General features: G+C 55.0%; 22 protein-coding genes. 13 read left to right on the top strand and 9 right to left on the bottom strand.

The window, feature by feature from the left end; all coding sequences use genetic code 11:
• The 3 genes from AB1500_07925 to AB1500_07915 form a co-directional block, all read left to right on the top strand.
• Positions 1–349 (top strand): hypothetical protein (locus AB1500_07925; protein MEW6183089.1); only part of this gene is annotated, 349 nt, incomplete at its 5' end.
• A 588-nt stretch (positions 350–937) separates the two neighbouring features.
• Positions 938–1204 carry a hypothetical protein gene (locus AB1500_07920; GenBank protein MEW6183088.1) on the top strand — a complete coding sequence of 89 codons (267 nt, stop codon included), beginning with the start codon at positions 938–940 and terminating at the stop codon, positions 1202–1204.
• Entirely contained in the window at positions 1204–1656 is a 453-nt protein-coding gene (locus tag AB1500_07915; protein ID MEW6183087.1) for a hypothetical protein, read from the top strand. The genes AB1500_07920 and AB1500_07915 overlap by 1 nt, the downstream gene beginning before the upstream one ends.
• 208 nt (positions 1657–1864) lie before the next feature.
• Here AB1500_07915 and AB1500_07910 read toward each other — a convergent pair whose 3' ends face one another.
• Positions 1865–2695 carry a carbon-nitrogen hydrolase family protein gene (locus AB1500_07910; protein MEW6183086.1) on the bottom strand — a complete coding sequence of 277 codons (831 nt, stop codon included), beginning with the start codon at positions 2693–2695 and terminating at the stop codon, positions 1865–1867.
• 735 nt (positions 2696–3430) lie between these two features.
• Here AB1500_07910 and AB1500_07905 point away from each other — a divergent pair.
• The 9 genes from AB1500_07905 to AB1500_07865 all read left to right on the top strand — a co-directional run bounded on the left by AB1500_07905 (position 3431) and on the right by AB1500_07865 (position 14283).
• On the top strand, positions 3431–3739 hold the full coding sequence (locus tag AB1500_07905) for a LapA family protein (protein ID MEW6183085.1): 309 nt from the start codon (positions 3431–3433) through the stop codon (positions 3737–3739).
• 102 nt (positions 3740–3841) lie between these two features.
• Positions 3842–6589: a helicase C-terminal domain-containing protein gene (locus AB1500_07900; GenBank protein ID MEW6183084.1), complete on the top strand. Its 2748-nt coding sequence runs from the start codon at positions 3842–3844 to the stop codon at positions 6587–6589.
• Between the two features lie 570 nt (positions 6590–7159).
• Positions 7160–7747, top strand: a complete 588-nt coding sequence (locus AB1500_07895; protein ID MEW6183083.1) for a 4Fe-4S dicluster domain-containing protein — start codon at positions 7160–7162, stop codon at positions 7745–7747.
• Positions 7744–8604: a CoB--CoM heterodisulfide reductase iron-sulfur subunit B family protein gene (locus tag AB1500_07890; protein MEW6183082.1), complete on the top strand. Its 861-nt coding sequence runs from the start codon at positions 7744–7746 to the stop codon at positions 8602–8604. The genes AB1500_07895 and AB1500_07890 overlap by 4 nt, the downstream gene beginning before the upstream one ends.
• A gap of 315 nt (positions 8605–8919) precedes the next feature.
• Positions 8920–10905 (top strand): CoB--CoM heterodisulfide reductase iron-sulfur subunit A family protein, encoded by a 1986-nt coding sequence (locus tag AB1500_07885; GenBank protein MEW6183081.1) that lies wholly within the window; start codon positions 8920–8922, stop codon positions 10903–10905.
• 20 nt (positions 10906–10925) lie between these two features.
• Entirely contained in the window at positions 10926–11351 is a 426-nt protein-coding gene (locus AB1500_07880) for a hydrogenase iron-sulfur subunit (protein MEW6183080.1), read from the top strand.
• Between the two features lie 78 nt (positions 11352–11429).
• On the top strand, positions 11430–12398 hold the full coding sequence (locus AB1500_07875) for a dehydrogenase (GenBank protein ID MEW6183079.1): 969 nt from the start codon (positions 11430–11432) through the stop codon (positions 12396–12398).
• Between the two features lie 20 nt (positions 12399–12418).
• The gene (locus tag AB1500_07870; GenBank protein MEW6183078.1) at positions 12419–13444 is read left to right on the top strand and encodes a 4Fe-4S dicluster domain-containing protein; all 1026 of its coding nucleotides are present in this window, start codon (positions 12419–12421) and stop codon (positions 13442–13444) included.
• Positions 13441–14283, top strand: a complete 843-nt coding sequence (locus tag AB1500_07865) for an FAD/NAD(P)-binding protein (protein MEW6183077.1) — start codon at positions 13441–13443, stop codon at positions 14281–14283. The genes AB1500_07870 and AB1500_07865 overlap by 4 nt, the downstream gene beginning before the upstream one ends.
• 337 nt (positions 14284–14620) lie before the next feature.
• On the opposite strand, the gene AB1500_07860 is transcribed toward AB1500_07865, so the two are convergent.
• The 3 genes from AB1500_07860 to AB1500_07850 form a co-directional block, all read right to left on the bottom strand.
• The gene (locus tag AB1500_07860; GenBank protein MEW6183076.1) at positions 14621–15502 is read right to left on the bottom strand and encodes an Mrp/NBP35 family ATP-binding protein; all 882 of its coding nucleotides are present in this window, start codon (positions 15500–15502) and stop codon (positions 14621–14623) included.
• Positions 15503–15617: 115 nt separating this feature from the next.
• Positions 15618–16895 carry a DUF1015 domain-containing protein gene (locus tag AB1500_07855; protein ID MEW6183075.1) on the bottom strand — a complete coding sequence of 426 codons (1278 nt, stop codon included), beginning with the start codon at positions 16893–16895 and terminating at the stop codon, positions 15618–15620.
• Between the two features lie 47 nt (positions 16896–16942).
• Positions 16943–17272, bottom strand: coding sequence for a nucleotide pyrophosphohydrolase (locus tag AB1500_07850; protein MEW6183074.1), 330 nt, complete (start codon positions 17270–17272; stop codon positions 16943–16945).
• A gap of 353 nt (positions 17273–17625) precedes the next feature.
• Between AB1500_07850 and AB1500_07845 the strand changes: the two genes are divergently transcribed.
• Complete coding sequence (locus AB1500_07845; GenBank protein MEW6183073.1) at positions 17626–19587, top strand: diguanylate cyclase; 1962 nt, start codon at positions 17626–17628, stop codon at positions 19585–19587.
• A gap of 237 nt (positions 19588–19824) precedes the next feature.
• Here AB1500_07845 and AB1500_07840 read toward each other — a convergent pair whose 3' ends face one another.
• From AB1500_07840 to AB1500_07820, 5 genes are all read right to left on the bottom strand, one after another.
• Complete coding sequence (locus tag AB1500_07840; GenBank protein ID MEW6183072.1) at positions 19825–20712, bottom strand: methylenetetrahydrofolate reductase; 888 nt, start codon at positions 20710–20712, stop codon at positions 19825–19827.
• Entirely contained in the window at positions 20709–21374 is a 666-nt protein-coding gene (locus tag AB1500_07835) for a methylenetetrahydrofolate reductase C-terminal domain-containing protein (GenBank protein ID MEW6183071.1), read from the bottom strand. The genes AB1500_07840 and AB1500_07835 overlap by 4 nt, the downstream gene beginning before the upstream one ends.
• Before the next feature lie 313 nt (positions 21375–21687).
• Positions 21688–23316: a NuoF family protein gene (locus AB1500_07830; GenBank protein ID MEW6183070.1), complete on the bottom strand. Its 1629-nt coding sequence runs from the start codon at positions 23314–23316 to the stop codon at positions 21688–21690.
• Positions 23317–23799 carry an NADH-quinone oxidoreductase subunit NuoE gene (nuoE, locus tag AB1500_07825; protein MEW6183069.1) on the bottom strand — a complete coding sequence of 161 codons (483 nt, stop codon included), beginning with the start codon at positions 23797–23799 and terminating at the stop codon, positions 23317–23319.
• Entirely contained in the window at positions 23792–26479 is a 2688-nt protein-coding gene (locus AB1500_07820; GenBank protein ID MEW6183068.1) for a molybdopterin-dependent oxidoreductase, read from the bottom strand. The genes nuoE and AB1500_07820 overlap by 8 nt, the downstream gene beginning before the upstream one ends.
• Positions 26480–26976: the final 497 nt, after the last annotated feature.

The following is a 26976-nucleotide window of genomic DNA, read 5'->3' as shown; positions in this document are numbered from 1 at the left end:
CCTCGCGGAAAACCGGTTAGACGCCATAAAGAAATATCAAGAGCTTATGGCGGAAGAGGACGATAGCGATTACGAAAAACCGGACAGGATAGGGGACCAGTCTTTCATGCTTGCGCAAAGACCTTGGGTTAAGGCGAATGAAAGGAAACGTTTAGACGAGATACTCATCGACACCGGTGTAAGTCTTGACGAATACAAGCTGATAAAATCCGGGTCACGGAGGAGAGACCTTACCCGTTATAAAAAGCTTTATGTAAAGGCGGCATTGGAACAGAGGTATACCCTCAAAGAAATCGGCGGAAACATCGGGCTGTCTGATGTCGCCGTCTATAAATTGGCAAAGTTATGATATGATCAAATAGTAGAAACGTCGGGGTCAGCGTGATGTCAGGGTCAGGCATCGAGATATGTTAATAAGTTTAGTGCCTTATCCTCTGGCACCATGGCACCTCTTAGGCTGCCCATAAGTTTTGTATTATTGCGTGTAATCGACATAATTCGTCTTTTAAACAAATAAAGGAAGTAAAATGAAGCAATAAGGAGCCTTGGGTAATTAAAAAGGGATAAATGGTAATTGCTTTTAAGTTTTAACGAAGTTATTATTTAGAGTAAAGAATGGACAAGCTGGAAGGGGTTGAGATTAAGGTAATAGTTAGATTCATCCCTGCTTCATCACATAGATCCGTGTTTGCTACTATTAAGCATATTTCTCAATTCCCCAAGTTTCAAGTGGACAGGCCATGAGTCAATCCGGAAGCCACGGTCATATATTGCGTAGAGAATGCGTAGAGAATGCGTAGAGAATACATGGAGATACTCCAAAATGAATAAGCTCTTTTCAGTGTTTGGCTATAAAGTACCAAAGATTTAGTGTAGATAAAAATAGAGAGACTTTTGGGTTTTTGTTCTGTTTGTTATGCGAGGAGGTTGAGTGGGAATGTCTAATGTAATGCATTACGAATCTGATGATGATTTAAAAATAGACGATTTAATGCTTTTGCGAAAGATGGCAAATAGGCCAATGGAAGAAAATTTTCGAAAGATAACATCAGATTTAGTAGAGATGAAGAAAGGCCAAGTTGTCTCTGATAAGGATTTTGCAGAGCTGATGACGATAGTTTGTTCGTCTTACGTAGGATTTCTCGTTCGAAAGTATATACATAAAAGGCTGAATGGCATTTTGGGTTTGTGGGGCTTAACTTGATGAGCGGTAATAAAAGAGTGACAAAAGAATCCGAGAACGAAAAAGCGGCAGACAAGCAGACCCAGGAAGAAACATCAACAACCTTAGAGCCTGGTCCAGTAGCGAAGATGCCTCCAGGGTTCAGGAAAGAAATTGAAGCGTTTATTGGCATGGCAGGCAACCTCCAGCCCAAAGACCCTATTGCTGAACAAATCAGACCGGAGCATATTGACAAGATACTAGAAATCGAAGAGAAAAGGCAGGACAATCAACACAAAGATCGCCAAGGGACTAAGTGGTTTATCTTTGCAATCATTGCCTTGATGGTAAGTCTGGTGGTTTTCTTGACTTGGTTCCTGGTCACTAAGAACAAAGATGCTCTTTTGATGGATTTGCTCAAGTTCTTAGTGGGGTTTATTGGAGGATTCGGTGCCGGGCTTGCTACAAAAGCCGTTTTTCATAAAGACTCCTAAACAACACTGTTGATATCTAAGCGGCGGACCGCCTAGTTTGAGGCGGCTTTTTATTTCAGGAAAAACCTCCCTCTTGTTGAATGGTTAGCGAAAAACGGTGAGAGGGGGTGTAAGTGCTCATGGTGGCAGACCCTTCCATGTTATACCTGTGCAGCTAAGCTTTTCTCCTAACGCCCTCGAAGGATTTAGCTTCCATCCCTCTTGTCTCCTACCTCTGGATCAAAGGCAGTTCACGGCGTATGCGGGCGAGGCGCTCCAGGTCTATCTCCGCGGTGATGATCCCTTCTTCCGGACCGGCGAGGGCGATGATCTCGGCCCAGGGGTTTACGATCATCGAATGCCCGAAGGCGACGTAGTCGGCGTGGGGGTCACGGGCGGGCGCGGCGCCGATCATGTAAACCTGGTTGTCGACGGCGCGGGCGCGAAGCAGGAGTTCCCAGTGAGCCGGGCCGGTGACCATGTTGAACGCCGCGGGAATGACGATGACCTGGACGCCTTCCCGCACCATTTTGCGGAAAAGGGCGGGAAAGCGGATGTCAAAACAGATGGCGACGCCGATGGTTGCCAGATCTGTCCGCGCTACGGTGACGGTGGTCCCCGGGCTCAAGGTGTCTGATTCCCTGAAGGAAAGCCCGCCGGAAAGGTCCACGTCGAAAAGGTGGATCTTGCGGTGGTGCGCGATAAGACTGCCCCGCGGGTCGAAAAACAGGGAGGAGTTGAACACCTTATCCCCCTCCCGTTCGGGAACGCTGCCGCCGACGATGTATACCCCCTCTTCCCGGGCGGCATCGGAGAGCATGCGGAAGGACTCGCCGTCAGGGAATTCTTCGGCGTATTCCGGGAAAAGCCTGGCGACATAAGGGCAGGCGAACATCTCCGGCAGGGCCACGAGCCGGGCGCCGGTCTGCGCGGCGCGGCGGATGAAATCCCTCGCTCGGTTAAGGTTGTCCGCTTTTGCCGGGGCGACCTTTAACTGGCAGGCGGCGACTTTAAAGACAGTCTCGGGTCGCGAGTTGCGAGTCGAAAGTCGAGAATCCATGATTACTATCCTTTCTGCATTTCAAAATCTCAAAGCTAAGGGTACAGGCTCTGGATAATGTATTTGAACGCGGCGCTCATTGTGTCGGTGGAAGCCACGGACGTTTCCCCATCTATCCGACTACTGACTACTTTCTATATGTCTCTAAATTATAGCACTTTGCCGCGCCGCGCAGAAGTTGTCCGATTTACCTCCCGTCTTCCGGAAGGAAAAAGAGTGCAAGGGGGCGAATTAGACCCTCTACGAGTTAGCCCATATGCGTTGCGCAACGAAGAATTAAACGGGGCGACTCGTAAGCTGGTTACTCAGATGCAGAAGAGTAACATAGACGGAACGTGACGAGGAGCGAGCAGTACAAGGAAGGCGCAGCCGGACGGGCCGGAGCGTATACGGAAATACGTGAGGACCCGGGCGGTGAGACTGACGAAGTAATGCGAAGCTCATCGCAACGACCTACGAAAGAAGAACTATTTTTAAGGGAGTGCCCCATGCCGCCTTAGGCGGCACCACGTCGGAATGAAAATGAGGACCCTTAAGCTGGTCACTTAGAAGCAGTACCGTAAACAAAGGCGGAACGCGGCGAGGAGCGATGCAGTGCAAGGAAGACCGGCGGAGACGAACCGGAGCGTACTGGGTGCGTACGTGAGGATTCGGCTCCGCCCGGTTGACGCAGCAATGCGTTGCTTATCGTCGCGCCCACCGAAAGAAGAACTATTTTCGAAGGAGGTGTGGGGTGTGCAGTTTTACATACTAATCGGACTCATCTTCGCCCTCCTGGTCGCCGTCTTTGCCGTGCAAAACGCTGCCGTGGTCAATATCAGGTTCCTCGTGTGGGAGTTCAAAAACATCTCCCTGGCGGTGGTCGTCCTGGGGGCTGCGGCGGGAGGGGCGCTGATCGTGTTTATATTGAGCCTCGGGCGCGAGGTGAAGCATGCCCTGCGGGCGCGGGAGTTGTCAAGCCAGAACATCAGGCTTTCCCACCGCCTGTCGAGAGCGGAAGCCGAACGGGAGAAAAACAGCTCCCCCGGACGGGAAGTAAATTAGTTGCAAGCAAACCAACATTTTTTACTGTTTCCTGTCCCAGTTTCTTAATCAGTCTCCCCAATATCGAACTTTGAACGTTGAACTCCTGACGGAGGAATAGTATTGGCCGAGAATTATGTGGCGGTGGATGTTGAAACGACCGGGCTTGATCCGGCGCGCGACGAAATCATCGAGATAGCTTTGTGCCGGATCGAAAACGGTGCGGTCACGGAAAGGTTTTCTTCGCTGGTCCGGGCGGACGGCGGCGTGCCCTTACGGGTAAAGCGGCTGACCGGGATCGACGACGGCATGCTGCAGGAGGCGCCGCGGTGGGAGGAGATAGCCGGCGAGGCGGCTTCTTTCATAGGAGACCTGCCCATTATAGGGCATAACGTCGCCTTCGACGCCGGTTTCCTTTCCCGCTACCTAAACGACAGCTTTTCCGGACGGCGGCTTCTGGACACCTGCGAACTTGCGCGGTTGCTGCTCCCGGCGGCGCGCGGGTACAGCCTGGTCAGGGTGGCGGAAGCCCTGGAGGTCGAGTTCCCGGAGCAGCACCGCGCGCTTCCCGACGCCGAAGCGACGGCAGGGGTATTCACTACCTTGATTTCGCGACTCAAAAGTCTGTCCCCGGCCGTGCTGTCCACCGCGGCTTTCCTGCTGGAACGCGGGGAGTCGTCCTGGGGGCCTTTTTTCCGGCAGGCGCTGCGGGTCGTGGTCGGGGAGCAGGCGCCGATCATAAGCCCGTATGCCTTTGCCGGGTCCGGGCCAGGAGAGGCCGAGAGCGCGCCGGTTGTCCCGGAAGCGGTTGAACCGGCGGATTTCTTCCGTCCCGGCGGGAGGCTCACAGGTGTTTTACCGGCGTACGAGTACCGGGCGCAGCAGGAGGAGATGGCGGCCGCCGTGACCGAAGCCCTGAGGGGCGACGGCTGCCTGCTGGTGGAAGCGGGGACCGGTATCGGAAAATCCCTGGCCTATCTCATCCCGCTGGTGCTCACCGGACTTGCGGAGGGCAGGCGGGTCCTTGTGTCCACCCATACCGTCAACCTCCAGGAACAGCTTCTGCGAAACGACATCCCCTCCGTTAAGGCTGCGGTGGGGGTTGATTTCGCCGTGGCGCTGGTCAAAGGAAGGCAGCACTACCTGTGCCTGCGGCGCTGGGAACGGCTTCTTGAGGAAGTCGATTTCGACGCGGCGGCGGCGCGTTTCTACGCCCGGGTGCTGGTATGGCTGACCTCCACGCGCACCGGCGATTTCAGCCAGTTAAGTTCCAACGAAACGGAAAGAGAGGCGCAGGCCAGGGTGGCGGCGACGGCCGAGGGGTGTTTCGGGAAGAAATGCGCCTGGGCGGGCCGCTGTTTTGTTAACAACGCGCGGCGGCGGGCCGAGAAAGCGGCGTTAATCATCACCAACCACGCCCTCCTGCTGACGGACGCTTTCGCCGGCGTTTCCGTACTGCCGGATTACGGACCGCTCGTGATCGATGAGGCGCACCACCTCGAGGATGTCGCCACCGAGTGTCTTACCCGCAGCGTTTCGAAACGCGACATCACACACTGGCTTTCCCGGCTGCGCTCCCTGTTTTTACGGGCGGGCGGCGCAATCCGTTTTTCGACGGCGTGGGAGGCAAGGCAGAGAAGAATCATCACGGCGTCGGACGCCGTCAAAACCGACGCGGAAGGGTTTTACACCGCGCTGGAAGGGGTCATTCGCCCGGAAACCGGCGCCAACGGCGGGCTGTCTTCGCGGCGCCTTAATGATAACGACGTTCATCTGGTCATGGATACGCCTGCGAAAGACCATTACCTGGGGTTGATCGGGGAGCTGGAGACCCTGCTCGGTTCCTGCCGGGACTTGTTACGCGATATAGAGGGTTGGGAGGGGGCCTGGTCGCAGGAAATGGAACTCTGGGTCAGGGAAGGCGAGGAACTCGCGGAGACCCTGACCGGGATTGTAACCGGCAGCGGTCCGGACTGGGTGGAGTGGGTCGAGGGAAAGTTTTACACGGCTTCGCTGCATGCGGTGTTGAAGTCGTCACCGGTATCCGTGGCGGAGCATCTTTCCGGAACCGTATTTTCGCGTTCACACGGGATGGTGCTGACATCGGCCACGATGGCCGTAGAAGGGGGATTCGATCATTTTGCGGACCGGGTCGGCCTTAACAGGCTGCCGCCGGATTCCTTCAGTTCGAAGGTGATCGGTTCTCCTTTCGCTTACAAGGAAAAGGCCGCCCTATGTATAGTGCGCGATCTGCCGCTGTATCGGGAGGGTGCGGGTGAGCGCTACCTCTCGTCCGTGACCGACGCGTTGACCCAGTTGGCCAGAGTCGCGGGCGAGCGCATGCTGGTGCTGTTTACCGCCAACCGGATGATGCGGGAGGTTGTCGCGCGGCTGAGGCCTGTGCTCGAAGCGGAGGAGATCTCCGTCCTGGCCCAGGGTATCGACGGCGGGCGGACGCGGCTGGTGGAAGAGTTCCGGCACACGCCGCGCGTCGTGCTCTGCGGCACGGCGAGTTTCTGGGAGGGCATCGATATCGGCGGCGGTATCCTGCGGGTGGTGGTGATCGTTAAACTGCCGTTTCCCCCTTACGAAACCCCGGTGCTCGCGGCGCGGCGCGCCCGTTTGATCGAATCGGGGCAGGACGACTTCAGGCGTCTCAGCCTCCCCTACGCGGTACTGCGGTTTAAGCAGGGGTTCGGACGGCTCATACGTTCCCACCAGGATGAGGGGGTGGTGGTGGTGCTCGACCCCCGGCTGGTGAACAAGAGCTACGGTCTTTCCTTCGTCCGTTCCCTGCCGCCGCTGCCGGTGGCGGTTTTACCGATGGCCCGCGCCGGCGAATGGCTCCGGGACCGGCTTGGAGGTCATTGACGGTGGTTTCCGGGGCGACCGGTCCCAAGGCAAGTCCGACCTCTAACATCCTGCATCCGACATCCGTTCTGCCATGCTTGCTTCAAACCGCACTCCGTAAAAACACCTCGTGGTTTATTGAACATTTTCGTCCCGATAATTTCCTTGGTGGAAACAGGGTTTGGTTGAACATTTCCGCGGAATGCGGAATAAGATTTATAAGATAAAAGCGCGCAGAAGAAATCGGTTCGGGGTGATCGGGGTCGGGGCGACACCCGCGGCATAACGGCGGCAACAGGGCGGGTGTTTCTTGATAAAGGAGGAGGCGGAGAGCTTGCGGGTGTATTTTATAAGACTGCCGAAATTCTTACGGGGGATATTGTTACGCTTTTGCCGGTGAGTTCTGCACCGGTTTCCTTTTTGATTACCGTTTAGCATCAGTACCAGGATTTTTCTCCGGCTAAAAAGAGGATTTCGTTTTTTTTCATCGAAAGGCTATTTTACAATAGAACAAGCAGTTCTTTTTCTTTTTTTCCGGGAATTCGTGATATGATTTTGTAGTAAGCCTTGTTCCTAAAAGGGGTATGAGTGATGATTCTGGGCGGGAAAAACAAGGCCGATTCCGGTTTTATGCAAGACATAGTCCGGGCAAGCGGCCAAGAAACGCTGTCACATTGTTATCAGTGCGGAAAATGCACCGCGGGATGTCCCGCGGCTTTTGACATGGACTACAAACCAAACCAGGTGATTCGCCTCCTGCAGTTGGGCCTCAAGGAACAGGTGCTCGCTTCGCGGGCGATCTGGGTATGTGCGGGATGCTGGACATGTTCGACGCGCTGCCCCTGTAATATCGGTATCGCCCAGGTGATGGACAGCCTCCGTATTATCGCCCGAAAAGAAGGGACGGCCGGTAAGGGTAAGAGCGTTATCATGTTCAATGATCTGTTCCTGCAGTCGGTACGGCGGAACGGCAGGGTCTTTGAGCTGGGCGTGCTCCTGAGCCATAATTTCAAGAGCGGGAAACCCTTCCGCGACGCTGAACTTGGCAGGTTTATGTTGTCTAAGGGGAAGTTGCGTTTAAGCGCAGAAAAGATAAAAGGGACGAAGGTTATCAGAAAACTGTTTTCCAGACCGGAGAAGTCTCCGGCGGAATCTTCGGGGGAAAGGGTTAAAGAATGAGAATCGGATATTACCCGGGGTGTTCCCTGCAAAGCACCGCCAAAGAGTATGACCGTGCCGCCCGGTTGGTAGCCCGGCACCTCGGCATCCAGTTGGTTGACCTTCCGGACTGGAACTGCTGCGGGGCCAGCGCGGCCCACAGCTCCGACCATTTTCTGGCGGTGGCGCTTCCCGCCCGGAACCTTATTATTGCCGAGGAGATGGGGATCGACGTAACCGTTCCCTGCGCGGCCTGTTACCAGCGTCTTCGGATAGCGCACCAGGAATTGACCCGGGATGAGGCGCTCAATGAGAAGGTGGCGAAGTTCATAGGCCGCCGGTACAAGGGCACGGTAAAAATCTATTCCTTGATGGAGACCATAACCGGGGTCGGTTTGGAGCAGTTGGCCGCCCAGGTGGTGCGGCCGCTCAAAGATTTGCGGGTGGGCTGCTATTACGGCTGCCTTCTGGTCCGCCCGCCGGGCATAGGCTGCGATGATCCGGAGAACCCCCAGTTGATGGAAAGGCTGCTCGAGGTGACCAAAGCCGAGATGCCGGACTGGGGTTACAAAAACGAATGTTGCGGCGCTTCCCTGATTGTCGGTGAGCGTAATGTCGCGCTGCGCCTTATCCGGAACATACTCCGCAACGCCGTGAGCGCGGAGGCCACCGCTTTGGCGTGCGCCTGCCCGGTCTGCCAGAGCAACCTGGACAGCCGCCAGGGGCAGGTCAACAAGGAATACGGGACAAATTTTGCCATGCCGATCTTTTATTTCCCGCAACTGCTGGGCCTGGCCATGGGTCTCAACCCGCGCGACCTCGGCCTCGAAACCCACTTTGTAAAACCGCAGCGGGTCTTAAAGGCGGTCGGCGGATAGCAGTCGGCGAAGTGACGGTTGTAAGACGGTTTTCAATAAAGTGAGACAGAGATTAAGGAGATCCTGGGAAAACGCGGAGAACAGCCGGATGCACAAGGCCTGAATCGGTCAGACGGGGCAAGACGGGGTTTTGCAGCGGTTCCCGAGAAAAAGTATATAGAGACCGTACTTTTAGTTGGATGCCGGGGGTTATGTGGTTTTCAAAGCACCGAAGACGATTCGCGCAGCGAATTGCATTCTTATGCCTTCCATCACAACCTCTGACTTCTAACCTCCACCCTCCAACTTCAGGCGGTCCGTGAGAAGGGGAGAACATTGCCGAGAATCGGCGTTTTTGTGTGCTGGTGCGGTTCCAATATCGGCGGGGTGCTTAAGTGCCCTGAAATCGCTGAAGCGGCGGCTGCTTTCCCCGGCGTCGTTCACAGCGTCGACTACAAATACATGTGCAGCGACCCGGGACAGAACATGATTCTTGAGGCCATCAAGCAGCACGCCCTCGACAGGGTGGTTGTGGCTTCCTGCTCGCCGAGGCTGCATGAGGAAACGTTCCGGCAGGTGCTGAAACGCGCGGGGATGAATCCTTATTTCCTGGAGATGGCCAACCTGCGGGAACACTGTTCCTGGGTGCATCCCGATACGCCCGAACAGGCGCAGCGTAAGGCGATTGACCTGGTGCGCCGGGCCGCGGCGAAGGCCGCGCGTCTCGAACCTCTCTTCCCGGGCCGGATTCCCGTGGTCAAACGCTGCATGGTAATCGGCGGGGGTATCGCCGGTATCCAGGTCGCCCTCGACGTTGCGGACGCCGGGCTCGAGGTGTACCTGATTGAACGGGAGCCTACCATCGGCGGGAATATGGTGAAGCTGGACAAGACCTTTCCCACCCTAGACTGTTCGGCCTGCATAAGCACGCCGAAGATGGTGTCCGTTGCCCAGCACCCGAACATCAAGATGTATACTTACGCGCAGGTGGAAGAAGTCAGCGGCTATATCGGCAACTTCAAGGCGCGAATCCGGCAGAAGGCCCGGTTCGTGGACCATACAAAGTGTACGGGCTGCGGGACCTGCTGGTCGAGGTGCCCGGTAAGTGTTAGGGACGATTTCAACATGGGGCTCGGCGAGCGGGGAGCGATTTACATACCGTTCCCGCAGGCGGTCCCGAATAAACCCGTGATCGATGGCGCCCACTGCCGCCATTTCACGAAGGGAAAATGTGGCGCGTGCGCAAAACTCTGTCCGGCGGACGCGATCGACTACGAACAGAAGGATGAGTTCTTTGAAATAGAGGTGGGCTCGATCGTCGTAGCTACCGGTTACGGGCTGTTCCCGTGGGAGAAGGTTTACGGGGAATACGGCTACGGACGGTATCCGGATGTTGTTACCGGTCTCGCGTTCGAACGGATGGTGAACGCTTCCGGACCTACCGGCGGTAAGATACAGAGGCCTTCCAGCGGGAAAGAACCCCAGACGGTTGTTTTTATCCAGTGTGTGGGCTCCCGTGACGAGGCCAAGGGAAAGGCGTACTGCTCCAGATTCTGCTGCATGTACACCGCCAAGCACGCCCATCAGGTACTGGAAAAAATCCCGGGGGCCGAGGTCTACGTCTTCTATATCGACATACGGACCTTCGGTAAAGGATACGAGGAGTTTTACAGGCGCGTTCAGGATGAGGGCGCGGTCTATATCCGAGGGCGGGTTTCGAAGGTCTACCAGGACGGCTCCAAGCTGATCGTAAAGGGCGCCGACACCCTCCTCGGAGAGCAGGTGGAGATTGCGGCGGATATGGTGGTACTGGCCACCGGAGCGGTGCCTTCCGCCGGAGTCAGCGAGGTCGCGCGGATGATCGGCGTCTCGCTGGACAAGGACGGATTTTTCCAGGAGGCCCACCCGAAACTGCGCCCGGTGGAAACGCACACCGGCGGGGTTTTCCTGGCCGGCGCCTGTCAGGGGCCGAAGGATATCCCCGATACGGTTTCACAGGCCAGCGGCGCCGCCGCCAAAGTGTGCGGTCTCCTTTCTAAAGAAGAACTGGAGACAAACCCGCTGGTGAGCCGGGTTAACGAGGCGCTTTGTACCGGCTGCCTCGCCTGCCAGCCCGTTTGCCCGTACCGGGCCATTCAGCCGGTTACCATAACCGAGCGTTTACCGGGCCAGCCACCACGGGAGCGGGTGGTGGCCAGGGTGAACGACGGGTTGTGTCAGGGATGCGGCGCGTGTACCGTGGCGTGCCGCGCTACGGCGATAGATCTAAAAGGATTTACGAACAAGCAGCTCCTTGCGGAGGTTGACGCGCTTTGTCTGTAAATGAAAGCACAGTTACCAACATGAATGAAGAGGCCGCCTGGGAACCCAAGATCGTGGCTTTTCTCTGCAACTGGTGCAGTTATGCCGGCGCGGACCTTGCGGGGGTGAGCAGGATGAAATATCCGGCGAACGTCCGGATAATCCGAGTGCCCTGCTCCAGCCGAGTCAACCCGCAGTTTATCCTGCGCGCCTTTCAGAACGGTGCGGACGGGGTGCTGATTGCGGGTTGCCATCCGGGTGATTGCCATTACGTTACAGGGAATTATTTTACCCGCCGGCGGCTTATGCTCTTTAAACGGCTGTTGGAATACATCGGGCTTGAACCCGAGCGTTTAAAGGTACGGTGGGTCTCGGCGTCCGAAGGTGAACGTTTTGCGACCACAGTCAGGGAAATGGTAGAGGGGATTAAACCTCTCGGGCCGCAAAAGCGTGTCACGAAGGTTTAAAGTCTGAACGGACGAGCCCCGGCCGAGTTGTGGCAATAACCGTGCCGGGCGCTCAAAGATTCAGCAAAAGAGGGAGATATGTTGAAAGAGCTGACTGAAGTCCTGCAGCGGGTAGCGGCCCGGTTGTTCAACGAAGGGGTCGAGCTTTTTATCGGTTACGAGGCCGGAAGCCTTCCGGCGAAGGCACGCCCTCTTTTCGCCACCCGGCAGGAAGAGACTGCGGCTTTGATTTTTGATCCTTTTTGCGTCAATAACCTGGTAAAGTATCTTGCCCGCCATCCCAACACGAAAACGGCCGTAATGGTTAAGGGATGCGACGCCGGCGCCGTGGATCGTCTGGTCCAGGAAAGAAACCTTGACCGTTCGATGATAACGGTGGTGGGTGTCCCCTGCGGCGGGATGCTGGCGCGGGAAAAGCTGCTGCCGGATCTGCCCGCGGACGTTAGGATCGAGCTCGCGGAAGACCGGGGCAATGCGTATATGGTCCGCACCCAGAAGGGGGAGCAGGTCTTTGATAAGAAGTCTTACCTGATGGAGAAGTGCCTGACCTGCACCCAGAATAACCCGGCGGGAGCCGACCTGATGCTCGGCAAGGAGGCGCCGCCGGTGGCCGACCAGTCCCGGGACCCGTTACAAGAAGTGAAAGGGATAGAGACGCTTGCTCCCGCGGAAAAAGCGGCCTTCTGGGACCGCCTCCTCGGACGCTGCCTGCGGTGTTACGCCTGCCGGGAGGTTTGCCCGGCGTGCAGCTGCACCCAGTGCTGTTTCGAACAGGCGGTGCCGGGCTGGCAGCAGGGAGCGACCTGGCTCAGCAAGGCCGTAACCCTTGCCGAGAACTATCAATACCATCTTGTGCGGGCGTTTCATGTCGCGGGCCGCTGTGCCGGCTGCGCTGAATGTGAGCGGGTTTGTCCGGTGCGGATACCGTTGATGCTCCTGAATAAAAAGTTGGGCAAAGATATCGAGTCATTATTCGATCCTACACCGCCGGATGCGCCGACAGCGCTTTATACCTATTCTCCGGGTGACAAGGACGACTTTTCATAGATTGGAAACGGGTGTGTGAGATGGCTTTAAAAGTAGCAAAGAAAGAAAACATAGTGGGCCTGCTCGAGCGACTGGCGCGGGATTTCCTGCTCATCGCGCCCGTACGGGAGGACAACCTGCTTTTTTACCGGCCGGTGGATACGGTCAGCAGTATCGATCTCAATCCCGGTAAAAGCGTTGAGTCGCCCAAGGGTTATTTCTTTCCCCAGACCGAGACGCTCTACCGTTACCGCAACAAGGACGGGACGCTTACGCTTACGGAGGCTTCAGACAGCAGGCCTGCGGTCTTGTTCGGGGTCCACCCCTGCGACCTCCGGAGCTTTGCGGTGCTTGACGCGGTTTTACTGGATGAGCCTGCCGACAAATACTATGCCATGCGACGGGAAGAAACGATTCTTATCGGCATGAGCTGTAGTACCGTATTCCCGGAGTGTTTTTGCACAACTTATGGTATTTCGCCTGTTGACGGAAAAGGGGCTGATATTCACCTCACGGACGCCGGGGCGAATTATCTGGTTGAGATCTTGACCCCCAAAGGGGAAGAGCTGATCACAAAGTACGAGATGTTTTTCGAAGAAAACCTTGCCGGTACGGCTGAAGCAAAGAAGGGGAAGGAAGAGGCGTTTCGGGTCAAGTTTAAGCTTGCGGTCCAGGTTGACGGCCTTCCCGAGAAGATGCCGGCGTTTTTCGATAACCCCCTCTGGGAGAAACTGAGCCGGCGTTGTCTGGGTTGCGGCATATGCACCTATGTATGTCCTACCTGTCACTGCTTCGACATCATGGACGAAGGGATCGAGTGTGAGGGAGAAAGGTTAAGATGCTGGGATTCATGCATCTTCAGGGAGTACACGCTTCATACGAGCGGCCATAATCCCAGGCATGCGCTTATGCAGCGGCTGAGGAACCGTTTCTTTCACAAGTTGAGCTACAACCATACGAGATATAATATTGAAGGGTGCGTCGGGTGCGGCAGGTGCGTGGCTTCCTGCCCCACCAACATCGACATTCGCGAGGTTATCGGCACCTTAAGGGGGCTCGGCGGATGAAAAAACCCAACCCGCTTCTTCCCAGGGTTGCAACCATAGTGGATATTATCAGGGAAACGCACGACGTTAAAACCTTCCGTGTCGTTTTTGACGATCTCGATGAGATGACGTCGTGGAGACACCAGCCCGGACAGGTGGCGATGCTTTCGGTGTTCGGCGTCGGCGAGGCGACCTTCTGCCTTTCCTCATCGCCCACCAACAGGGACTGGCTGGAATTCAGCATCAGGAAGGCGGGCAAGGTCACCAGCGCGCTTCATGAGCTTCCGGCGGGCGCCAAAGTCGGCGTGCGCGGTCCCTACGGCAACAGCTTCCCCTACGAGGCGATGCGCGGCAAGGACCTCCTGGTTATCGGCGGCGGAATCGGACTTGCTCCCTTACGCCCGCTGGTCAACTTCATGCTCGCGACGGAAAACCGGAAGGACTATGGTAAGGTTGAGGTCCTATACGGCGGGCGGACTTACGGCGATCTCTGTTATAAAGAAGAGGTTTTCCGTATCTGGCCGGAGACGCCGAACGTAACCGTCTGGACGACGATCGACAACGCCGAGGAAGGATGGGAGGGGCACGTCGGGTTTGTTCCGTCCTACGTTTCCGAAGTCAAGCCCGATCCGGCAAACAAGTTTGTGGTTATCTGCGGCCCGCCCATAATGATAAAATTTACCGTAAAGGCGCTCACCGAGTTAGGTTTCAAGGAAGACATGATTTACACCACGCTCGAAATGCGGATGAAGTGCTGCATCGGGAAATGCGGGCGCTGTAACGTCGGGGCCAAGTTTGTCTGCCGCGACGGCCCGGTTTTCAGCCTGCCGGAGTTGAACGCGCTCCCGCCGGAGTACTAAGAGGCCGATTTAGAGGTGAGAGGTGGGAAGTTAGAGGTTAGATATTTTGAATGCCTTGAGATTTCCCGAGTTATTAACAACCTAGGATAGCGCTTTTATACAAATGTGATCTTAGTAAATCAAAACCCGCTGAATAAAAGCGGGTTTTTTCGTTGACGAGTTGTACTGAAATAAATTGTTGAGGTAAGTCAGTTCTGTCTCCGGTTAGGAGAATATAATGGTTTTCTTGGCGACCTTGTCCAGCACTCAACATGATTTGCGTTATAGCTGATGATTACCCCCCTCCCGAACTATTTACAGTGATTCGTTGAGTGCTGGATTGGCGGTTAAAAACCTTTTAGCCCTTCTTGAACAGCATCCGGGCCGTTTTAGAGGAGGCCGCAAACCGCTTCTCTAATATATCCGGCAGGTGTTCAAGACCCGTGGATTGGTATTCTTCGATCCTGCCGGCGTCCGCGAGGCGGCTTAGTTCGGGGTCCAGCGGCAGGCTTGCGAGCAGTTCGACGCCGGTTTCTTCGGCGACCTTATCGCCCTGGGGTTCACCGAAAGGAAAGATCTTTTCGCCGCACTTCGGGCAGGTGACGTGGGTCATGTTTTCTATTACGCCGAAGATGGGTATGTTCATAATCCCGGTCATCCTGATGGCCTTGCGGACCACCATCACCGCAAGATCCTGCGGGGAAGAGACGATGAACACGCCTTCCAGCGGAAGCGACTGCATTACAGTCAACGGCACGTCTCCCGTTCCCGGCGGCAGGTCGACGATGAGGTAGTCCAGCTTGCCCCAGGCCACGTCGGACCAGAATTGTTTGACCACGTTGCTGATTATCGGACCTCTCCAGATTACGGGTTCGTCCTCCCGCGGCAATAAGAGGTTTGCCGACATGGCGTAGATGCCGAGAAGCCTGGACTTGGGAACGTATGCGCCGAAATCGCCGTCCTCGATGCGCGCGTTCAGCCCGAGCAGCTTCGGGATGCTCGGCCCGGTAATGTCCGCATCAAGAATGCCCACCCTGTGCCCCCGGCGGGAAAGGGCAACGGCCAAAAGGGCGGTTACCGACGATTTACCGACACCTCCCTTACCACTCATCACCGCCAAAACGTGTTTAACCCTCGAAAGTCTGTGCGGCTGCGCAAGGGTCGTACCCGGGTCTTCAGAGGTTTCGCCGCAGGTGCCGCAAGTTTTTCCAACTTTTCCGCAATCTTTGACTTCAGACAATGGTCCACACCCTCCTCAGAAAATAGTACTTCTTTCGCGGGGCGCCGCGATGAGTATTATTAAGCATATGCTCATTAATTTTATACACTCAACGACACGCCGATGTCTAGTCTAATTATTCAGCAAATGAATAAACAACCAGCCCTGTCGGCGCCTTGGGGTAAAAATAGGTTGATTTCTGCGGCATTTTTTCGCCTGCCTGGGCCACCGTAACAAGTTCGTCTATCCCCGGGGGGTACAATAAAAAAGCAAGGTCCCACACAGCGGTGTCAACGAGCATGGCGGCTTCCGCGGGATCATGGGTATAGGTGATCATTTCTCCGGCGGTACACTCGGAGGGACCGATTTTCAGGTGGTCCAGAACAAGGGCGTGAAGGACCGCTACCGACGACCTTTTCCATACCGGGGGTTTTGCGCCGTGAAGAAGCCCGGCAGGATCAAGGCCCTCCTTCAAAACCAGATTGAAACTGCGTTTGTTTCCCGTATAAAGCCCAAAAGCATACCGGTGGTTCGGCAGCGGCATCCGTCCGTCGATCTCCGTTACCACGAAGGACTCCTTCACGGCGGACAGGAACCGGTCAAGACGGAAGTCTGCCGGAGTCTTCACTATGCGGTGGGTAGGGAGAATAACGAGTCCGGGGTCATACGTGTTTACGAGGAAGGTAAGGATATAATCGTATGGCGCCTTCTCCGGCGGGTTTCCTCCGGGACGCCGCTGGATGGAATAGTGAAGGGCGGTTTCAAACCGGTGGTGTCCGTCAGCAATCAACACCTTGCAGCCGGCCAGTAAGGCGGTTACGGCCGCGACCGTATCCTTGTCGGTCACCACCCAGAGGCGGTGGGTTTGCCCCTCTTCATCGATAAAGTCACAGGCAGGCGTTGAACGGCGGGAAATTGTAGTAAACAGCCGCTCTACAACCTGCTGCGGGTCGGAATAAAGCGCGAATATGGGTGAAAAATTGGCCTCACAAGTCTGGATGAGGCGTGCCCTGTCGACTTTGGCCGCAGACAGGGTTTCCTCGTGGGGGATGACGTTGCGTCCGTATGGTTCCAGTTCAAGACCGCAGAAGAATCCGCGCCTGGTGCGGCGGTCGCCGCCGAGAGTAAAGGTCTGTTCGTAGAAATAAAACGCGGATTCGGCGTCCCTTTTCAGTACGCCTTCCCTGCGCCAGGCTTTAAAGAATTCAGCGGCCCGGGTATAACGGTTGTCCGTGTCATCGTCCCCGGGAAGCGCCGCCCCGTATTCCAGCCTGATTATGTTATTGGGGTGCCGGGCGTAAAACGACTTTTGCGCTGCGCGGTCGATAACGTCATAAGGGGGCGTGACGACCGCCGCCAAATTCTTTATGCCTGAACCGTAACGCCAACCTCTGATGGGTATAATCCCTGCCACTTATTTGTCCTCCGCTAACGTCCGGCTTGATCCCAACTTCTCATTTCTCAACGATCGTCTCTCAATTTCCTGGTCCAGCGGAAGCTGTCGCGCTGCCGGTATTTTGACATTGTATCGCTAAAAGCTTCTTCCAGGTCTATCCCGAGGGAGTTGGCATAGCAGACGATAATGAACAGGATATCACCGAGTTCAAGCGCCAGATCCCCCGGCGATTCCTCGGGTTTTTTGGGCTTTTCCCCGAAAACATGGTTTACTTCCCGGGCGAGTTCCCCCACCTCTTCCATCAACCGGGCCAGGAGGGTCAAGGGCTGCCAGTACCCCTCTTCAAACTGACTTATCCATGCATCGACCTCTGCTTGCATATCACGAATTTTCACTGAATTGTACCCCCGGAAAAATCCGCAGGATTTTAACCGCTGAAAGCGAAGTAGTCCTGCGGGCGAACGTGGTGTTCCAAAAAAGCTTGCAGCGGGTTTCTATACAAAACGTCAGCAAAATTCTAACACAAGTAATACCTCGGCGGGAAGGAATAAGGCCAATAAAATAAAATCCGTCCCGGGTAGGCGATGTAAAACCGCGACGGTTTATGACGGTATTTAGATTTAAAAGTTTTCCAAAAATACTTCAATCTACACAATAGCAGTACGATTATATATTAGGCGCAATCTGCACTCATTGACGCGGAAAAAAATGGTTCAGGCTCCTTGTAATCCTGCCCGGGAGTTAAAAGATGAATGACGAAGACCTTGCCGTTCTAGCTTCACAATTGGCAGCCACCGAAGACCCCGCCCGCATCGGCGATCTGATCGTCACGACACTTGATGCGGTCAGCGGTTGTGCCGGGACGAAGGTGTATCTGCTCAACCGCAGTGAGGGTACTCTTGTGTCGCTTACGGAGAAGGATGCGGATACCGGTCGGAATAGTTCATTTTCCCTGAGCGAAGCGACGCTTCCCGGGCTTGCGCTGCGGCAGGGGTGCCAGGTCCGTGCCGGAGATGAACTGGCGCTGCCGCTTACTTACGCCGACCGTGAGGTTGGGGTGCTCTCCTTTAATAAAGTGGACGGCGCGGGGAACCTGGAGGAAAAAATAAACCGGCTCAAGGGGGTTTTCGCCCTCGCGCTGGCGGACCTTGCCGCACGGCAGGAGATGCTGGGACAGTGGCGGTTTCTGGAGGTAATAACCACCCTTAACTGGCTGCTCACCTCGGGCTTAGAAAGCCGCGAGTTTTATGACGCCCTCCATCAGTTGATTAAAGGACTGATAAACTTCGATTGGATGAAAATCCTTGTAAACGAGCAAAACAGGTTGGGCGTCCTCGCCTTCTTCCGGGACGATGAGGCTGTAGACCCTGCGACGGCGCTTTATCCGAGCGATTTTGTCCTGCAGTCGAGGTTTGCGGGCGGTCAGCCCGACATCGTGGAAGACCTGCAGACGATCCCGGAACTTGCGGGCGATGCGGACCTGGCGGACTCCGGTCTGCAAACGGTTCTTGTTGTTCCTCTGGTGGCCAAGAGCGGAGTGGTCGGGGGGCTATGCTTCTACAGCAAGGAAAAAGGGAAATACGCGGAGAAAGACTTTCCCCTTGCCCAGCAACTGGCAGGCGCGCTGGCCACGGCGATAGAAAACACCATCCTGATTCAGGAGATGGCGCGAAAAAATCAGGAGATAGAAGAGAGCCACCGGCGGCTTGCCACGCTGAATATAATTGCGGAAACCCTGACCCGTTCCCTCGAACTGGAGATGGTGCTGCAGGAGGTTCTGGCGAAGGTTATGGAGATCGCCGACTGGCACGCCGGCGCAGTCCTTTTGCAAGAAGACCGGGAAGGGTTTTTGCTTGCGGCATACCGCGGGTTTTCTGAAGAATGTGCAAAACACCTCGGTGAAAAAGAAATCCTTGAAAAGGTGCACTCGCTGCCCATGGATGAAATCGTTGTTTTCGACGCGGCCGATGCGTCCCTGGGTCCGGTGATGAATGAGGCGTCGGCGGAGTTTTCGCTCGGCGTTTTCGTACCGTTAAGACGGAAGGATAAGGTCCAGGGGGTGCTGACGCTTTTCCACAAGACAAAACAGGGGCTCAGTCCTGAGGAGAAAGAGGTTCTGGACGCGGTCGGAAGCCAGATCGGTGTTGCGGTTGAAAACACGCTGCTCTATAAGAAAGTAAAAAAGATGGCCGAACGTGACGCTCTGACGGGGCTCTATAACCGGCACAAATTCTTCGCACTTTTGGATTCGGAGCTGAAACGCTGTCAACGGTACAAATCGAAGTGCGGCGTTCTGCTTTTGGACATCGACCACTTCAAGGACTATAACGACACCTTTGGCCACCTGGCGGGGGATCAATGCCTCAAACAGGCCGCGCAGCTTTTTCAGCAGAGCATACGGGAGACCGACGTGGCGGCCCGGTACGGGGGAGAAGAATTCGTGGTCCTGGTGGTGGAAGCCGATGTCCCGGGGGTGATTGCGGTGGCTGAACGTTTGAGGGGCAAGTTGGAAGCGGAAGGACAAAAAGAGCCCTTCCCAACGGTAAGCATTGGCATGGCGCTTTACCCGGACGACGGGGTTACGACCCAGGATTTACTTTTGATCGCTGACAACGCTCTTTACACGGCAAAAAGACTGGGGAGAAACCGGATCGTATGGCGGGATATGGTGCAAACCCCGGGTTATAGGAGCATTTTCGGACGGAAGTAATGGTGTATGGTTATAACGAAAATACTTCACCACAGAGGTACAGAGTTCACAGAAAACTGAAACATCATCAAAAATATGGTATCCATTCAGGGTCAGGATTCATCCAGCACTCAGCTGTTATTCGGCAAAATGCCGGGGAATAAAAAAGGGGACAGTCCCCTTTTTATTTTAGAAATTTTAACCCGCAACCCGCTATATTACTTAATTATTACCTGCTACTCCCTACTGTCTACTGATTTACAGCCCCGCCTTTGCCAGGATTTCCGGCACCACTTCTTCCTTGCCGATAGCCATGATGTGGACGCCGTCACAGACGGAATCCTTCTTTAGGGCGGCGATCATGCGGCCTGCGATTTCTATGCCTTTTGCGAGACCCCTTCCTCTCCCGGCATTCGCCAGCTCGTCAATCAGATCCTGGGGCACGGTGATTCCGGGGATATTAGCGTTTAAGAACTTCGCCATGCCTGCCGAGGTAAGCAGGACTATCCCTGCCAGGATTTTAACGGGGAACTGGCGGGCGTATTCCATAAACTTGGCGAACTTCTCAAGGTCGTAAATAGCTTGTGTCTGAAAGAACTCCGCACCGGCCTCAACCTTTTTCTCAAACTTAATCAACTGCGGCTCAATGGGAGATGCTTCCGGGGTGCAGCAAGCACCGGCGCAAAAACTCACCGCGCCGTCGAGGTCGTTCCCGGCCATGTCCTTGCCCGCTTCCATCTGCCGGATCAGCCTCAGCAGTTGTACCGAGTCGAGATCGAAAACGCCCTTGGCGCCTTTGTGGTCACCGACCACGACCGCATCACCCGTGAGGCAGAGGACGTTGTTTATACCGCGCGAGTGTGCGAACATCAGGTCGGCCTGTAACGCCAGCCTGTTGCGGTCGCGACAGGTCATCTGCAGTACGGCCTCGCCGCCGCGTTCTTTCACGGCGAGGCAGCCTCCCAGGGAAGGGAACCGCATTACGGAGCTTTGGTGGTCGGTAAGGTTCAGCGCATCCACCCTGTACTTAAGTAGTTCAATGTGGTGCATCATCTGATCGAGGTTCGTGCCCTTCGGGGGACCGAGTTCGGATGTTACCACAAATTTGCCCGAATTCAGGGCTTCTTTAAACTTTGACACTGTCATTCTCGATTCTCCTCACCTATACTAATTCTGGCGGCTTTCGGCCTGGGCACCATTTGATAGTTCTTTGGGGGTTGGTATTTCCGCATCAGATTAAGCCTTCCCTGAGCCTTCAACTTGCGGTATATCAGCGTCCACGCACAATCCTTATTCTTGTCAACTTCGCATTTACCTTCGTTGGTGCCGCCGCACGGCCCATTCAGCAAGCCTTTGTTACATTCGGTGACCGGGCAGATGCCGGCGGTTTCACCGATCACACACTGGCCGCATTGGGCGCAAACCTCCTTAAATAGACCGGGTTTCTCTTCCAGGCCGATAAACAGCGTGTCCAGAGCGGGTATAACCGGGTTTCTGGTGTAAGAGCTTACCCGGTGCACACCGAGCGCGCAGGCCATGACAAGCACGCAACCGGCGTTGCGGATGGGGCGCTCGTTTTCCTTCATGGCGACCTCGGTCATTTCGTCACAGGCGATCGGAATGACAGCCCAACCGGTCACTGTCTTATCCAGTCCTTCAAGGGACTCTTTCATTTTAATCACCTGGTCTCGGCCACCCGTTTTGGTCATGGTGGCGCAGGTTCCGCAGCCAAGTATGTAGATCTGGTCGAAGCTTCTTACTTGCTGTATTACCTCTTCGAGCGGTTTCTGCCTGGTGATGGACTTCACTCTCAATCCCCCCTGAGTACATTTGACCAAAATAGTGCTTCTTTTGCCGGGCGTCGCGATGACTTCGCATTACCGCCTCAGGCTTGCCGGCATCTCACTTCCCAATTGCCCGGCCCGTCCCTTGCCAATCTTCCTTGCTCTGCTCGCTTCTCACGGTGTTTCGTTTAGCTACGCGACACGCTTACGGATCTATATTTTCATTTCGTTGTGCCCGGCACTCAGTTCAACATTTGTAATTGTTAACAGTTGATACCGAGGAACCAAAGCCTTGGTATCGTACTATCAGCACCAGATGCCTTCTGAGTGCCACCGTTTAATTCTTTTCCTTCCGCTTTAACGCGCGGCATTGATCTGCCGGGCAAACCCTTTTCTTTATGTGCGCTTCATACTCTTCTTTAAAATAATTCAGGGTGGAAAGCACAGGATTCGGGCAGGTCTGACCCAGCCCGCAGAGAGAACATTCTTTAACGGTCCTGGCTATATCGTATAAGGTTTCAATATCGCCTTCCTGCCCTTTGCCCCTGGTGATTCTGGTCAGGATCTCAAGCATCTGTTTTGTTCCCAGCCGGCACGGTACGCATTTGCCGCACGACTCAGCCTGCGTAAAGGTTAAGAAGTACCGGGCCACCTCGACCATGCAGGTGGTGTCGTCCATAACCACCATACCACCGGACCCCATGATCGAACCCATTAAAGATAAGGTTTCATAATCGACCTGGGTGTCGGGGAACCTCGCGGGGATACAGCCGCCGGACGGACCGCCCGTTTGCACCGCTTTCAGACGCCTCCTGTCGGGGATACCGCCGCCGATGTCAAAGATAATGGTCGAAAGCGAAGTCCCCATGGGCACTTCAACCAGGCCGCTGTTGATTATCTTCCCGCTGAGGGCGATTACCGTTGTTCCTTTACTCTTTTCGCTGCCGATGCCGGCGTACCAATCGGCGCCGCGATCGATGACCACCGGAACCGAGGCCAGGGTCTTTACGTTATTAATCGTGGTCGGTTTCCCGAAAAGACCCGATTGCGCCGGGTAAGGGGGACGCGGCCGGGGCATTCCGCGCAGGCTCTCAATCGAGGCGATCAGGGCGGTTTCTTCACCGCAGACAAAAGCTCCGGCGCCCTCTTTCATATGAATCTCAAAATCAAACCCCGAGCCGAAAATGTTCTTACCCAGGAAGCCCCTTTCTTTTGCCTGCTGTATGGCCGTGTATACGCGTTTTACCGCCAGCGGGTACTCGGCGCGTATGTATACGTATCCGTCGTTGGCCCCGATGGCGTAACCGGCGATGATCAAACCTTCAATCGCTGCCTGCGGGTCGGCCTCCAACACGGAGCGGTCCATGAATGCGCCGGGATCGCCCTCGTCGGCGTTGCAGATTACATATTTTTTATCGGCGCAGACGTTGTACCCGAATTCCCATTTCCGACCAGTAGGGAAGCCGGCGCCGCCGCGACCGCGCAACCCTGATTTCTTTACCTCTTCAATCACCTGGATCGGGGTCATTTCCAGGAGTGCTTTTTTCAGTGACCGGTAGCCTCCGGCATCGATGTAATGGTCGATTTTTTCCGGATTAATGCGACCGCAGTTGCGTAAGATGAGGCGCTGTTGTTTCTTATAAAAGTTGATTTCCCGGTAATAAGGCACGGCTTTGCCGGTTGCCGGATCGATATAGAAAAGTCGTTCCACGGGTTTCCCGTCCCGGAGGTGCGAACTTACTATTTCCGGTACGTCTTCCGCTTGAACATGGGAATAAAAAATGCCTTCGGGTTCGACAACGACGATGCCGCCCTTTTCGCAGAAACCATGGCAGCCGGTGAAATCGATGGTCACGTCAAGGCGGAGTCTCTTTGCCTCTGCCTTAAGCGCGTCGTAGACCGCGCCCGACCTGCTGGAGAGGCATCCTGTCCCGTGGCAGACGAAAACTGTACGCTGGTTTTGCACTTACGCTTCACCCTTTTTCAGCAACTGCTCTATCTTCTGAGGATCCATTTTGCCGTGAACCTGGTTGCCCATAACCAAATTGGGAGCCAGGGCGCAAACACCAATACAGGCCACGGTTTCCAAGGTATATTCCATATCAGGGGTGGTCTCGCCTTCTTTAATGCCGAGATTGCCTTCCAGCATCTCGAGCAATGACTCCCCTCCCCGAACATGACACGCCGTTCCCCGGCAAACCGTAATAACCTGCCTGCCCCGTGGTTTGGTATAGAACTGGGCGTAGAAGGAGATCACGCCCTGGATCTGGCTGGGAAAAATGTTCATGCCTTTGGCTATTACAGGAATGGCTTCCGGCGGAATGTAACCGAATTCATTCTGGATTTTCTGCACCACCGTAATCAGGGCCCACTTATGCCCGCCGCACTCCATAACTATTTCCTTAATTCGCTTCATATCAATTGTGCTGTTAGCCGCCGGCTTATTCATTGGAATCTATCCTTTCTACCCTTACGTTGACTGACTTTGTACAGGGGGTTTTCCTTGCCGGGTCTAAAACGATATTTAACAATTGACCAACGGAAAAACCGGGTAAAGGAGACGGAAGGAAAAGGGTGCCTTGCGGCAGGGTGTCGCTTATCTTCACCGCTGCCGTCACTTCTCCCGTCGGGGATATTATCTTAACCCGGTCACCTTCACCGAGCATCAGTTTTTCAGCGTCCTCTTCCCCGATGTCGACGAAGCGCTGCGAGTAGAACTTACGTAAGCGAGGCGCCCGGGAGCTTCGCGTACTCCCTCCGAACTGGAACAGGTTGCTGCCGATTAGGAGGAGGAAAGGGTATTTTTTGGTGTGTTTCTCCCGGACCGTCTCGCGCTGAGTAGGCCAAAGGCCCAGTGCCTTTTCCGGTTGTTTACGGTAAACGGCCTTTGCGCGGGACAGACTCTGTAGATCGTCCTGGGGTTCTTCCGGCAACATGCCGTAACCGATGCCCTTATATATGGGTACAAGTTTCCTGATTTCTTCCCTGACTTCACGCGGTGACGCGTAGGACATCGGATGGCCCATCGCTGCTCCCAGCCTGATAATGATTTCCCAGTCCGGCAGGCTCCGGCCCGGGGGCTCTACGGCCTTTTTCAGCCAGTTGACCCTTCCGTCAAAACTGGTGAATGTGCCTTCTTTTTCCGCGAAACTTGCCGCCGGCAGGACCACATCGGCCAGTTCCGCTGTTTCCGAAAGAAACAAATCCTGAACCACCAGAAAATCGAGCGAAGATAAAGCCTCACGGACATAACCGGTATTCGGGAAGGAAGCAACGGGGTTTTCGCCGACCACGTACATCCCCTTAACCTTTCCTTTCCCTGCCGCCTCCAACATCTCAAAGACGGTTAAACCTACAGTGGACGGCAAGCTCCCCCAGTAGTCCTCAAACACTCTTCTTGACCTTAAATCCGAAGTCTGCTCGTATCCCGGGAGCAAGTTGGGCAGTGTCCCCATGTCACAAGCGCCTTGGGCGTTGTTCTCTTTTTGAAGCCTGTATAGGCCTGCGCCCTGAGCGCCCTTCCCGGCCAATAAGGCGAGGTTTGCCAGCGCCTTGATCGTTTCGGTACCGTGCGGTACCTGGCTGATTCCGTGACCGTAAATGGTTGCGACTTTGCCCGCCGTTGCAAACTGGTGTACGGCTTTAAGCATCTCTCCGTAAGGAACGCCGGTGGTCTTTTCCACATAGGTCGGTGTATAAGCGGCAACGCTTTCGGTAAAAGCTTTAAATTCAGGGTTTTCGACATCTATTTCTTCGTTGTATAAATGCTCTTTAATCAAAATCCTGGCCATACCGTTCAAAAGCACCAGGTCCGTTCCGATCTTCGGTTTCAGTTGGATATCGGCAAACATTGACAGCCGCGTTTCCCTCGGGTCGATTAGGATTAACTTTGCGTCAAGGCATTTCACAGCGCGCTTTACCGCGTAACCGACCTGCGGTGCGGAAATGGTGGGGTCCGCGCCGATCACCATGATTACATCGGCCTTTTCCATCGCTGCCGCGCAATTGGTGGCGGCAACCCCAACCGCCTCGCCGTTGGCCATATGGCTTGCGTTACCCCAGAGACGGCTGCCGTTGTCTATGTTGTTGGTCCCCAGCGCGCACCTGGCAAAACGCTGGAGAAGGTAGTTTTCCTCGTTGGTACACTTGGAGGAGCCGAATACGGACAGGCTGTTGCCGCCGTGCTTACCTTTGATGCGCTCGAACTCTTTCGCTATAACGGCAATGGCTTCTTCCCAGGAAACCGCTTCAAAACCGTCGTCCACCTTAACTAACGGGCTGGTCAGTCTGTCCGGGCTGTGAATGAAATCGCAGCCGTAACTTCCCTTCGCGCAAAGGGTGCCGCGGGTTACCGGGTCCGTGTTGTCCGGGATGACACGTACCACACGTCCTTCCTTGACTTTTAACCTGATGGTGCAGCCGCAGCCGCAATAAGGGCAGGTCGACCGGACGGAGGTTCCCGCGGTTCCCCTGTATGACGGCTCGGATTCGAGGAGCGCGCCGGTGGGGCACATTGCGACACACGTTCCGCAGAAGGTGCACTCCGATTCCTCCAGGGGAGCGTCACCGGTTGTTGCCGGTCTGGCTGTAAAACCGCGTCGGAAATAATCAACCGCCCCTTCCACGACCAGTTCCTGGCAGGCGCGGATGCACTTGGCGCACAGTATGCACTTGCTCAGATCCCTTTTAATGAACGGGTTGGCGTCGTTTATCGTAGCCGCAAGCGGTATCCTCTGGAACCTCGGCAGCCCAATGCCGAGTTCGGCGGCCACCTGACGCAGCTGGCACCGGTTTCCTTTAGGGCATACCAGGCATGAATCCGGGTGGCTGGCCAGCATCAATTCAACGATAATTTTACGACGTTTAAGCACGCGCGGTGAAGCGGTGTTGATGATCATGCCGGGGACGATAAAGGTGCCGCAGGACGTCACCAAAGCGCCGGTGCGCTCGTCTTCCACGATGCAGACACGGCAACTGCTGATCGAAGGACAACCACCTATGGGAGCCAGGTGCGGCTCATAACAGATCGTGGGAATGTGCACGCCTTCCCGACGCGCCAGCTCCAGAATGGTCATTCCTGATTCCCCGGTTACTTCCCGTCCGTTAAGACTAATAGTTAAAGATTGCAAAACTACTAATCTCCTTTTTTCTTAAAATGAATTAACCCTTAGGATTACCGGACCAATTTCCCCTTGAAAACAGGCTTCCAACATCTGAATCAGTACGCTCCGGCTCGTCCTTGCCAATCTTCCTTGCCCTGCTCGCTTCTCACGGCGTTTCGTTTTTCTACACTTCTACAGCTAAGCAACACGCTTAAGGGTTTATATTTTCATCCTTCGTTATGCCGCAACGCGGCATGAGCGACTCCGTTTTAGAAAGGAATTGAAGGATAGAGGCTGTTGTTTTTCGGCATCCAGGTTTGAATCTATCAAGAAATCGATTAACACTCTCAAGCAAATTGGAAGGCCAAAAACTCTATTAACTGCTGTTGCATTTTGAGGATAATTTATCAATAATTGTGCCTAATTATCAATAGAATTTGGGCGAGTGGAATAGTAAAAAGGTTGTAAGTACCTTATTAAGGTTTAAACGGTTTACGGGTATGTTCTTCCTCTAGAGGGCAAAA

Source organism: Bacillota bacterium (genome assembly GCA_040755295.1).
In the GTDB taxonomy this organism is placed as follows: Bacteria; Bacillota; Desulfotomaculia; order Desulfotomaculales; family Ammonificaceae; genus SURF-55.
Note: the sequence above shows the minus strand (reverse complement) of the source record. Positions and strands in the feature narration are given on the sequence as shown.

Bases quoted from the DNA above. Each gene is read 5' to 3' on its own strand.
- AB1500_07920 (MEW6183088.1), top strand. From the start codon at position 938: ATGTCTAATGTAATGCATTACGAATCTGATGATGATTTAAAAATAGAC.
- AB1500_07880 (MEW6183080.1), top strand. From the start codon at position 10,926: ATGAATGAAGAGGCCGCCTGGGAACCCAAGATCGTGGCTTTTCTCTGC.
- AB1500_07865 (MEW6183077.1), top strand. From the start codon at position 13,441: ATGAAAAAACCCAACCCGCTTCTTCCCAGGGTTGCAACCATAGTGGAT.
- AB1500_07845 (MEW6183073.1), top strand. From the start codon at position 17,626: ATGAATGACGAAGACCTTGCCGTTCTAGCTTCACAATTGGCAGCCACC.
- AB1500_07870 (MEW6183078.1), top strand. From the start codon at position 12,419: ATGGCTTTAAAAGTAGCAAAGAAAGAAAACATAGTGGGCCTGCTCGAG.
- AB1500_07895 (MEW6183083.1), top strand. From the start codon at position 7,160: ATGATTCTGGGCGGGAAAAACAAGGCCGATTCCGGTTTTATGCAAGAC.
- AB1500_07915 (MEW6183087.1), top strand. From the start codon at position 1,204: ATGAGCGGTAATAAAAGAGTGACAAAAGAATCCGAGAACGAAAAAGCG.
- AB1500_07840 (MEW6183072.1), bottom strand. From the start codon at position 20,712: ATGACAGTGTCAAAGTTTAAAGAAGCCCTGAATTCGGGCAAATTTGTG.
- AB1500_07875 (MEW6183079.1), top strand. From the start codon at position 11,430: ATGTTGAAAGAGCTGACTGAAGTCCTGCAGCGGGTAGCGGCCCGGTTG.
- AB1500_07910 (MEW6183086.1), bottom strand. From the start codon at position 2,695: ATGGATTCTCGACTTTCGACTCGCAACTCGCGACCCGAGACTGTCTTT.
- AB1500_07890 (MEW6183082.1), top strand. From the start codon at position 7,744: ATGAGAATCGGATATTACCCGGGGTGTTCCCTGCAAAGCACCGCCAAA.
- nuoE (MEW6183069.1), bottom strand. From the start codon at position 23,799: ATGAATAAGCCGGCGGCTAACAGCACAATTGATATGAAGCGAATTAAG.